Source organism: Gluconacetobacter aggeris (assembly GCF_014174395.1).
Classification (GTDB): domain Bacteria; phylum Pseudomonadota; class Alphaproteobacteria; order Acetobacterales; family Acetobacteraceae; genus Gluconacetobacter; species Gluconacetobacter aggeris.
Genome location: NZ_JABEQD010000013.1, coordinates 90,314 through 99,721, shown reverse-complemented (window position 1 = coordinate 99,721; position 9,408 = coordinate 90,314). Strand labels below are relative to the sequence as shown.

Annotated in this window: 12 protein-coding genes and 1 tRNA gene; 10 read left to right on the top strand and 3 right to left on the bottom strand. The window is 64.9% G+C overall.

From position 1 onward, the window contains the following. Both HLH36_RS15970 and HLH36_RS15965 read left to right on the top strand, forming a co-directional pair. Positions 1-1,267: hypothetical protein (locus tag HLH36_RS15970; RefSeq protein ID WP_220792884.1), on the top strand; the 1,267-nt coding region annotated here is incomplete at its 5' end. Beyond that, positions 1,257-3,701 carry a transglycosylase SLT domain-containing protein gene (locus HLH36_RS15965; RefSeq protein ID WP_182987319.1) on the top strand — a complete coding sequence of 815 codons (2,445 nt, stop codon included), beginning with the start codon at positions 1,257-1,259 and terminating at the stop codon, positions 3,699-3,701. The genes HLH36_RS15970 and HLH36_RS15965, both read left to right, overlap by 11 nt. On the opposite strand, the gene HLH36_RS15960 is transcribed toward HLH36_RS15965, so the two are convergent. After that, positions 3,676-3,945 (bottom strand): hypothetical protein, encoded by a 270-nt coding sequence (locus HLH36_RS15960; protein WP_182987318.1) that lies wholly within the window; start codon positions 3,943-3,945, stop codon positions 3,676-3,678. The two genes, HLH36_RS15965 and HLH36_RS15960, sit on opposite strands and share 26 nt — an antisense overlap. Here HLH36_RS15960 and HLH36_RS15955 point away from each other — a divergent pair. Then, positions 3,939-4,256, top strand: coding sequence for a hypothetical protein (locus HLH36_RS15955; RefSeq protein WP_182987317.1), 318 nt, complete (start codon positions 3,939-3,941; stop codon positions 4,254-4,256). The genes HLH36_RS15960 and HLH36_RS15955 overlap by 7 nt on opposite strands. Positions 4,257-4,378: 122 nt before the next feature. Here HLH36_RS15955 and HLH36_RS15950 read toward each other — a convergent pair. Continuing rightward, a tRNA-Ala gene (locus HLH36_RS15950) sits at positions 4,379-4,454 on the bottom strand. A gap of 127 nt (positions 4,455-4,581) precedes the next feature. On the opposite strand from HLH36_RS15950, the gene HLH36_RS15945 reads away from it, so the two are divergent. The 4 genes from HLH36_RS15945 to HLH36_RS15930 all read left to right on the top strand — a co-directional run bounded on the left by HLH36_RS15945 (position 4,582) and on the right by HLH36_RS15930 (position 6,892). Continuing rightward, complete coding sequence (locus HLH36_RS15945) at positions 4,582-4,890, top strand: YggT family protein (RefSeq protein ID WP_182977866.1); 309 nt, start codon at positions 4,582-4,584, stop codon at positions 4,888-4,890. Positions 4,891-4,991: 101 nt separating this feature from the next. Further along, positions 4,992-5,423, top strand: coding sequence for a YjjA family protein (locus tag HLH36_RS15940; protein WP_246376947.1), 432 nt, complete (start codon positions 4,992-4,994; stop codon positions 5,421-5,423). A gap of 52 nt (positions 5,424-5,475) precedes the next feature. Continuing rightward, entirely contained in the window at positions 5,476-6,225 is a 750-nt protein-coding gene (locus HLH36_RS15935; RefSeq protein WP_182987315.1) for a fumarylacetoacetate hydrolase family protein, read from the top strand. Positions 6,226-6,379: 154 nt separating this feature from the next. Further along, the gene (locus tag HLH36_RS15930) at positions 6,380-6,892 is read left to right on the top strand and encodes a UPF0262 family protein (protein WP_338030477.1); all 513 of its coding nucleotides are present in this window, start codon (positions 6,380-6,382) and stop codon (positions 6,890-6,892) included. A gap of 6 nt (positions 6,893-6,898) precedes the next feature. On the opposite strand, the gene HLH36_RS15925 is transcribed toward HLH36_RS15930, so the two are convergent. After that, the gene (locus tag HLH36_RS15925; protein WP_246376946.1) at positions 6,899-7,132 is read right to left on the bottom strand and encodes a RidA family protein; all 234 of its coding nucleotides are present in this window, start codon (positions 7,130-7,132) and stop codon (positions 6,899-6,901) included. Between the two features lie 183 nt (positions 7,133-7,315). On the opposite strand from HLH36_RS15925, the gene HLH36_RS15920 reads away from it, so the two are divergent. From HLH36_RS15920 to HLH36_RS15910, 3 genes are all read left to right on the top strand, one after another. Continuing rightward, positions 7,316-7,768 (top strand): HPr kinase/phosphorylase, encoded by a 453-nt coding sequence (locus HLH36_RS15920; protein ID WP_182987313.1) that lies wholly within the window; start codon positions 7,316-7,318, stop codon positions 7,766-7,768. A gap of 129 nt (positions 7,769-7,897) precedes the next feature. After that, complete coding sequence (gene rapZ, locus HLH36_RS15915; protein ID WP_182987312.1) at positions 7,898-8,953, top strand: RNase adapter RapZ; 1,056 nt, start codon at positions 7,898-7,900, stop codon at positions 8,951-8,953. Next, complete coding sequence (locus HLH36_RS15910) at positions 8,950-9,402, top strand: PTS sugar transporter subunit IIA (RefSeq protein WP_182987311.1); 453 nt, start codon at positions 8,950-8,952, stop codon at positions 9,400-9,402. Before rapZ ends, HLH36_RS15910 begins: the two co-directional genes overlap by 4 nt. Positions 9,403-9,408: the final 6 nt, after the last annotated feature.

Genomic DNA, 9,408 nt, shown 5'->3' with positions numbered 1-9,408 from the left:
CCGCAGCCAACAGGCCCAGCAGATCGGAAACGATCGGGCTCAGACCCAGTTGCAGGCCGCTCGAGCTGGTCACATTGCCGGGCTGGCTGCCCCGCTCATGAACAATCCGGACGTGACAAAGGCCGACGTTGCGCGGCAACTCGGCGTTGGGGTTGCTACGGGGACGATCGACCTCAGCACGGCGCAAAAGGTCTATTCGTCGCTTCCGGCGGACAGCAAGGGTATCCGCACCTCTGTCCGTGGCTTGATGGATAGCCTGATGCCGGGCGCCGGGCAGTCCGCAGATGCGTTCGGCTCGATGCAGCTTGTGGACGTTGGCGGCCATCTCCAGTGGCAGAATGTCGGCTCTCCGGCCAGCGGCCAGGGTGGCGTCAATCAGGGCGCGCCGATCACGAAGACGCTGTCGCCGGGAGAAGCCACCGCGCCACAGCCGTATAACGATGCAGGTGGCAATCCGAAGATCGGCACGCGGGCGCAGGTTGCCCAGGCGAACGGGCAAGGCGGGTATGTGGATACCACCAATAAGCCCACAGTCCCGCTGGATGTGATGGGAAGCGGCCGCTATCCGGGCAACCAGAACGATTTCTCCGGTGCCGGAACCAACGCGCAGCCGGCGGGTTTCTCCGCAGGTCCGCCCGCTGGCCAGCTTGAAGCACAGCGCGCGACTGCCGAGGCTGGCGCCAAAGGCGCGAATGCTCTGCTGTCGGCAGATGCGGGCCGAAATGACCGCCTCGCGATGCTGGGAAATATGGATACGGACCTTGATGGGTTCACCAGTGGCCCTGGTGCAGAAAAATGGCGGAAAGCCTGGGCACTCATAAACAATATCACACCCTTTGATGTTGATTCGTCGGGGATCGAAAGCGCCCAGTCCTTCAACAAGTGGGCTCAGCAATTGGCGAACGCTCAGTCCCAGGCCCTTGGCAGTTCGGATGCCCGTCAGGCTGCTGCCGAGCATGCCAATCCGAACAGCGGACTCCAGAAGGAAACCAACCAACTGATGATTCATCAGTTGATGGGCAAAGAGGATGCCATCCACGCCAAAGCGAATGCATGGCGCGCGTCGGGGCTGCCGGCTGCGCAATATCAGGCGTGGGACCAGCAGTTCAGTCAAAACTTCGACCCCCGTGCGTTCCAGATCCTCCGCATGACCCCGGCGGAGAGGCAGAAGGTGTTCCAGGGCATGAAAAATACGGGGCAACTCGACGAATTCAAACAGACCTACAACCGCATGGCCGCCGCCGGGCTGGTGCCGAGTGGCCCATGATCTCGACAGGCATTACGAGCGGGCGGGCCAGTATTGGGGCGTAGATCCCGATATCCTGCGCGCTGTCCACCAGGTGGAAGATCCGTCTGGCGATCCGGCCGCGCGAAGCCGGGCCGGCGCGCTAGGGCATATGCAGATCATGCCGGCCACAGCCCATGCCATCGGCATCGATCCGCGCGATCCCGTTCAGTCGATCTACGGCGGCGCGCGGGTGCTCCGGGAGAACATGGACCGCTACGGAAACCTTCCCGATGCCCTGCGCGCCTACAACGGCGGCACGGACCGGTCGAAATGGGGAAACGACGAGACCATGGCTTATCCGCACAAGGTGGCCGATCGATATGCCGCTCTCAAGGCGCCGGGCGACGATCCCTTTGCTGGGCCCGGAACCGACGCGGGGTCCGGATCATCCGGTCCAGAGCGCGGAGCGCCGCCGACTCAGGATGCCTTCGGCAGCATGTTCGGCACGGATCATGGCGGCGGCGCGCATCCGGGACCGAAGGAGAACGCATTCGACGGCATGTTCGGGCATGAGACAGCCTCTAGCATTCCCCCCGAAGCGCGCGCCCATCAGGGCTCATGGTACGGAAACATGGCGCAGTTCGCGCAGGACATGGACCATGCGGCGCGCAACCAACTGATGCGTGTCGGGGTCGAGGCCGTTGACCACATCCCCGGCGTTCATGGACTGCTGAAGGGGACGGCGCTTGATCTTCAGGCGCGGCGCGCGGGCCTGGATCGAGAGGACCTGTCGGCTGCCGAGCGTGATGGTTCCAGTGCGACAGCGAACGAAGCTGGCCGATTCCTGACGAATGCGCTGCTGGCCGGCGCTGCGACGGAACTGGGCGCTGGCGCGATCGGTGCAGGAGGCAGCGCGCTCGCCGGCGCGGCGGGCGGAATGGCCGGTCGCGTCATCCAGGCCGGGACGAACGCGCTCACAGGCGGGGGTGGCCTGTTGACCAGAGTCACGAGCGGCGCAGCGCAGGGTGCAACCGCAAATGCGCTGACGGGCGGCGATCCGCTGACCGGTGCTGCACTCGGCGGCGCGCTGGGGGCTGGCTTGCCCATGGCGGCCCGAGGTGCGCGCGCTGTCGCTGGTCGCGCATCGTCGGTGGGCACGCGCGTCCTGAACCACCTGGCGCCCGAGGCGGCGGAGGTTCCTCCTGCTGCAGGAGCAGCGATCCCCGGCGACGCGTCTGGAGCATCCATCTCAGCCGCCGAGCCGGGGTCCGTATCCGCACCACTCCCGTCGGACCCTGCGCCCGAGGCCGTGAAGCTGGGGCTGTTCACGTCGCCGAAGGATGCTGACAAGCTGGCTGCCCGGATCTGGGCCGATTACTGGAAGGGCGGTCCGGTCGCGCTGGTCCAGTCCAAGATTCCCGGCGTGCAGCTTACGGCATCGCAGGCCACGGGCAATGCCGGACTGGCGCAACTGGAGCGCGTCCGCCGCGCTGCGAACCCCGCTCCCTTTACGGCCTTGGAGCAGCAGAACAGCGAGGCGCGGAACGCCTTCGCGCGCGATGTGATCGGCACGGAAGATCAGTTGCAGGCGGCCGAGGCGGCCCGCAGCGCGATCGAGGCCGAGCACCGCAACGCAGCGTTCGGGAACCAGCAGCCGGTCGATGTGACGCCGATCCGCCAGCACCTCGCGCGCCTGATCGATGACAATCGCGGGCGAGATACCGTGCAACAGCCGCTGATCGGCGTCCTGAAGCAGATCGGTGCCGTTGCCGACGAAAACGGGAATGCGCTGCCCGAACACCTGTGGAACGTCCGGAAATATATGGGCGACATCATCTCGCCGGCCGCGCGCGGAACGGCGCAGAGCGGGCACGCGGCGGCCTCGCAGCTTATGGACCTCAAGCCAACGATCACGGATGCGATCGAGGAAGGCGCGCCGGGCTTCAAGGCATATGCCCAGCGTTACGAGGAACTGTCCCGGCCGATCGACGCCATGCGGTTCCTGCAATCGCGTAACCTGACAGACACGCAGGGCAATGTGCGCCTCGGGCAACTGGACACGCTGCTGAAGGCGATCCGGCGCGAGAAAGGGAAGCCTGGCTACCGCGAGGCTGACAGCGTGACGGACGAGCAGTTGAAGGCGCTGGAGACTCTGCGCGACGACATGCGCCTGGCATCACGCATCGATCTGGGGAAAGCGCGCGGGTCGGATACCAACATCAACCTGACGACCAGCGGCCGCGTCGCAGATATGGCGCAGGGCATCGCCGGGAAGCTGGCGGGCGCGGCTGGTGTGGGCCTCGGCGGCGCGCTGACCGGCGGCATGGAGGGGGGAGCCGTTGGGACGATGCTGGGAAATGCTCTGGCAGCCGGGGCGTCGCGGCGTGTGGCCGGCCGGCTGGCGAACACCCAGGCCGCGACCTACGACGCCTTGGACAATATGCTGCTCAATCCCGGACGGAGAGGAAACTGACGCCGTGCAACGTGCGCTCGATCTGCCGGGCGCGCCGCCGGGCGACAAGGTGCGGGATGAAGGCAGAGATCGAAAGAACAGCCATCGCAATGATGGTCGAAGCCGGGTCGAAGTGCCCTTGATCAGCGTGCGATAATCCTTCCACAGCGATCGCAAATAAAGGGACCATCAACGCGGGCCAGATCGAACCACGCACCCACCAGATGCACCAAGCAATGAAAAGGATACCACCGAACCATGTCATATGATCAGGATAATGCGGTTCGTGATGCCAGCACCATGGAAGAATTGTGTGCGGCCATGTCGGGCCAACCGGGAAGCCCCAATTATAGCGTCGGCAAGCACATTGCGGAGATCGCCGCTGTCGGCGGCCACAACGAGGTGGAGTTCATGGACCTGCTGAGAGGAAGAGCCTGCGACGGCTTGGCGACCATGCTTGGACAAGGGCTTCCGCTCGATCGGATCAGCGCCATCATCGTCAATGAAGTCGCATTGGCTGTTACCGGGCGCTCAATGCTCCGCGCGCGAGGGGCCGGACAAGCTGGGTCCGCGTGATCTGTGCCCCGCCGCTCCCCTCTGTATCAGGGTAGCGCGGTTTCTAAGAGGGATAGCAAGAGGGGTAGGAATTTCCCGCCTTCTCTTAGATTGTTGATTTTTAAGGGAAAATATCATGACAGTGGTGGAGCTGAGGGGAATCGAACCCCTGACCTCCTCATTGCGAACGAGGCGCTCTCCCAACTGAGCTACAGCCCCACTGCCTGACGGGGTGGATAAATAGCGGGTGCAGGATGTTTGTCAAGCGCGTTTGGTCCCGGCCGGTGTTGTATGCTCCGGTAGGCTTCGATAGACTCGCCGCCCGTCCAATGCAGGGATCATCACGTTGCTCACGCTTATCTTCGGCCTGCTGCTCAATGTCATCAGGCTCTATACATGGGTGGTCATCATTTCCTGCGTGTTCAGCTTTCTGTACGCATTCGGTGTCCTGGACACCCGCAGCCAGATGGTCTGGTCGATCGGCCGGTTCCTGGATCGGCTGACCGAGCCGGCGTTGCGGCCGATCCGCCGCATCCTGCCCGCCACCGGCAATATGGATTTCAGCCCGCTGGTGCTGCTGCTGCTGATCCAGTACGTGCTGACACCGCTGATCAGGCAGCTTTACTACACGATGGCGTTCAACTCGGGATTCTGACTTGCGTGTCAGATTTTATTCGCTTGTCACGACATCATCATTCATATTCTGGCCATATCGACAGGTTATATTCGGCAAAGAGCCAGAAAAGGATGTGGTGCATGAACCGTCACTTCGTTGCCTTGTCGTTCGCGGCCGCCATGGCGGCCGTATCGCTTTCCGGCTCGCAGTCGGCGCGCGCCCAGATGCCGTCGATGCCCGGCATGTCCGACATGGGGCAGGGCATGATGGGGACGATGGGCCTGCCATCGGTGTCCTCCGCCGGTTCCAGCAATCTGGTCGGGCTGCTGGGTTATTGCGTCCAGAACAATTTCCTGGGGGCCAGCACCGCCTCGCCGGTCATGAGCGCCCTCGGGCAGAAGGCCGGGATCAGCGGCCAGGGCGACAGCGCGTATCAGGCCGGCCAGCGCGGGCTGCTGGATATGGGCAATGGCAAGAGCTTCTCGCTCGCTTCGGCGGGGCAGGGCGTCAAGCAGCAGGTGACGCAGAAAGTCTGCAACATGGTGCTCAGCCGGTCTCAGTCGTTGCTGTGACCGATCGCGACGGAAAGGCCCGCTTCGGACACGCGGTGGGGCGGGCGTAACAGTGTCTGTCGAACAACTGGCTGAAGCCTTCCTTCGGGTCCGGGCCGGGGCGTCTCCGCTGGATTCTCTTCCCGGCGGCTATCATGTTTCCTCGGAAGACGAGGCCTATCGCATTCAGCATGCGACGCTCCGGGCCCTGGGGGGCAGGGTTGCCGGCTGGAAGGTCGGGGCCCCTTCGCCGGACTCCGAACCGGCCACCGCGCCGATCCTGGATACGACCCTGTTCGATACGGCGACGGTCCTGCCGCGCGGCCTGTGCCGCCTGATCGGGGTGGAGGCAGAGATCGCCTATCGTTTCGGCCGCGCCCTGCCGCCGCGCGAGGCGCCATATACGGCGCAGGATGTGCGTGACGCGATCGAATCCGTACACCCTGCCATCGAAATCCTCGATACCCGTTTCGTCACGCCGGGCAGCCAGCCCGCGTTCGATCATCTGGCCGACCAGCAGAGCCACGGTGCCCTGTTCGTGGGCCCGGCTCTGACGGACTGGCACGCTTTGGTACCGACGGAAGAGCGGGTGACGCTCGCGATCGACGGTCGCGTGGCGGTCGATCGTGCCGGCGGCAATTCCGCCGGCGATCCGATCCGCATGCTGGTGTGGCTGGCATCGCATGCCGCCCGCTATGCCGGTGGGCTGGCGGCCGGCACCATCGTCACCACAGGCTCAACGTCTGGGACCGTCTTTGTCGAGCCCGGCACGCGGGTGCGGGCCGCGTTCGCCCATCTGGGTTCGCTTTCACTGACCTGCTGACTGGAATCTGAAACACGCGCAACCGGGCGCGGGGATAGGGACGTTCCCTGCGATCCCCTCGTGTCGGCGCCACGCACGATGTGTAATATGCGTCACCGGCCATGGCTCCCGCCCCGCGGGAGCGTGCCGGGACAGCAAAGGGAAAGGGGAGGCGGTGCATCCATTACCCGACAACCCACCGCATGGCGGCGGGCCGACCGGTTCCACAGTGCTGGCGCGCGTCGTGCTTGAAGATGTCGAGAACGCGCTGACGAACAGCCGGGCACGGCAGAACGACGTCAACCAGGCGATTGCCGACCTGCAGCAGACGGCCCGTTTCCTGCCCGAAGGGCTGATCGGGCCGTTCATCCTGCATCTGTCGGTGCAGACCAACGGCCTCGTCTTCGATGTGCGCGATGCGCACGACAGACCGCTGCGCATCTATCGGATCTCGCTCACCCCCTTCCGCCGCCTGATCAAGGATTACGTCCTGCTGGTCGACAGTTTCGACGAAGCGGTGCGTGAAGGGAACACGATGCGCATCCGGGCGATCGATATGGGGCGGCGGGGCCTGCATAATGATGGCGCCGCCCTGATGGTCGAACGCCTGCGCGACAAGATCGACATGGATAACGAAACCGCCCGCCGCCTGTTCACGCTGGCCAGTATTCTCCAGCAGCGGCGCTGACAGCGCTCAGATCTGCGCCGGGTCGACCACGAGTTCGATTTCAATCAGGGTTCCGGGGCTGTCGAATTCCGTGACCAGCCGCAGGGTGGTGCCGGGCCGGCCGGTGCCGAACGCGTCACGCAGCAGCGGAAAGCAGGACGGGAAACCGTCCGTGTCACGCATCAGGAAGATGATGCGCGTCACATCTTCCAGCCGGTATCCGTCGCGCGCCAGGGCACGGGCGCCACGGTCCAGGGCCACGCGGCATTGCTCCGTCAGACCGGGCGGTTTTCCTGTTGCTCCCGGATCGATCCCGGTCAAATGCCGAACGTGGATCTCGTGGTCCGTCATGCCGTGCGTGATCTCCCACTTCGGACATCGATAACGAAAACGTCATATTCTGTTCACGGTGAATTTCAACCCTGAGGGGTCATTTTAACGGACATGGAACAATTACGCTCGTCAAAGGTTCAGGTCCATGGCAGTTGCGCGGCGCGCGACCGGCAGGGCGTGCTTCTGCTGGGGCCATCGGGCATCGGCAAGTCGGATCTGCTGCTGCGGCTGGTGGATTCCGGCTACGATCTGGTGGCGGATGATCGCGTGGTCCTGGAGGGCGACCGGGCATCGGCCCCTCCGGCGCTGGCCGGATTGATCGAGGTCCGGGGCATGGGGATTGCCCGCCTGCCGTTCGTGGCGGAAGTTCGCGCGGTCCTGGCCGTGCGGCTGGTCAGGCCGGAGGACAGGCCCGACCGGCTGCCCGCGACGGCGCACGATCCTTTGACCGGCCTGCCGGAAATCCGGCTGGACCCGGCATTGCCCTCGGCTGTGGCGCGGATCAACCTGGCTCTTGCCGGTCTGGCGGGGCATTGCGAAATCTTAACCTTGGAGCAATTGTAATCCCCGTGCCTCTTCCCATGTCGGTTCTTTCAGTGTCCCATGCTTGGGGGACGGTGTCGTGAGCCCGCCTGATATCCAGGCCGCTCCCGTGCCCGAAGGTGTCCGGCCCTTGTTCAGCCAGGATTTCCCGTGACGGATTCTTCACTCGACGGAGCACCCGCGCCGCGCCGCATCCTGCTGGTCACAGGCCTGTCCGGGGCAGGAAAATCGTCGATCCTGCGTATCCTGGAGGATCTGGGATACGAGGTGATCGACAATCCGCCGCTGGGCATGCTGGACGAAATCGTGACCCGCGCCGAACAGCCGGTGGCGATCGGCGTGGACTCGCGCACCCGGGGTTTCGACGCGGCGGCCGTCATGGCCGCGCTGGGGCGCCTGCGCGTCAATCCCGGCCTGCAGGCCGAACTGATCTACGCCACCGCCGAGGAAAGCGTGCTGCTGCGCCGCTACACCGCCACCCGGCGCCGCCATCCGCTGGCGATGCGCGGCGCAGTCAAGGAAGGGATCGAGGCCGAAATCGAACTCACCGCCCGCCTGCGCGCGGCGGCCGACATGGTGATCGACACGTCGGACCTGCCGCCGCCGGAATTGCGGCAGGTGGTCGAGACGCGGTTCGCTCCCCGCAGCGACCGGCGCGGCGGCGGCCTGACGGTGGCATTGATGTCCTTCGCCTTTCCCGCCGGCCTGCCGCGTGAGGCCGACATGGTGTTCGACGCCCGGTTCCTGCGGAATCCCTATTACGTCACCGAGCTGGCGGCTAAGACCGGCCTGGATGCCGAGGTGGCGGATTATGTCGCCGCCGACCCGGATTATCCGCATTTTCTGGAGCAGATCGACGCCATGCTGGGGCTGGTGCTGCCCCGCTTCGTGCGCGAGGGCAAGAAATACGCCACCATCGCCATCGGCTGTTCCGGGGGCCGGCATCGTTCGGTCACGATCGTCGAGGCCCTGGCCGAACGTCTTGCGGAATGCGCGGGAACATGCGAGAGGCCAGCGAAGGCGCCTCGTATTGACATTGGTGCGGCGCCGTCCGATCTCCCTTCATCAGGGACGGACGAGCAGGGTGCATGGTCGGTTATCGTCATGCATCGCGAACTGGCGCGGCAAGGCCGATATCGTTGGCGATGGGCCAGCCGGCCGAAGGAGCCTGTGACGGACGTCGTGGAAGGGCGATATTCTTCATGATCGGTATGGTCCTCGTTACCCATGGCGCGTTGGGCGAGACACTCAGGCGCGCGATGGAGCATGTGGTCGGACCGCAGGAGCAGCTCGCAACGCTGAATGTCGAGGCCGGGGATGACCCGGTGCTGCGACGCGTGGACCTGGAAAAGATGATTGCCGGCGTCGACACGGGCGACGGCGTCCTGCTGCTGACCGACATGTTCGGCAGCACGCCCTCCAATCTGGCCATTTCCATGATGGAGAATGCGCGGGTCGAGGTCCTGGCCGGCGTCAACGTGCCGATGCTGGTCAAGCTGGCGCAGATCCGCAACGCCCATACGCTCGAGGAATGTGCCGATCTGGCCGAAGGCGCCGGGCGCAAATATATCTCCACCGCCTCGCACCTGCCGCCGCAATGTCTGGGCGGCGCCCGGAGCTGCCTGCTGGGCGAGCAGCGGGCGGCGGTCGGCTGAGGACAC

Coding starts and splice junctions, on each gene's coding strand:
- HLH36_RS15960 (WP_182987318.1), bottom strand. CDS start 3,945: ATGACATGGTTCGGTGGTATCCTTTTCATTGCTTGGTGCATCTGGTGG.
- HLH36_RS15940 (WP_246376947.1), top strand. CDS start 4,992: ATGAACCGTCACTTCGTTGCCTTGTCGTTCGCGGCCGCCATGGCGGCC.
- HLH36_RS15955 (WP_182987317.1), top strand. CDS start 3,939: ATGTCATATGATCAGGATAATGCGGTTCGTGATGCCAGCACCATGGAA.
- HLH36_RS15910 (WP_182987311.1), top strand. CDS start 8,950: ATGATCGGTATGGTCCTCGTTACCCATGGCGCGTTGGGCGAGACACTC.
- HLH36_RS15920 (WP_182987313.1), top strand. CDS start 7,316: ATGGAACAATTACGCTCGTCAAAGGTTCAGGTCCATGGCAGTTGCGCG.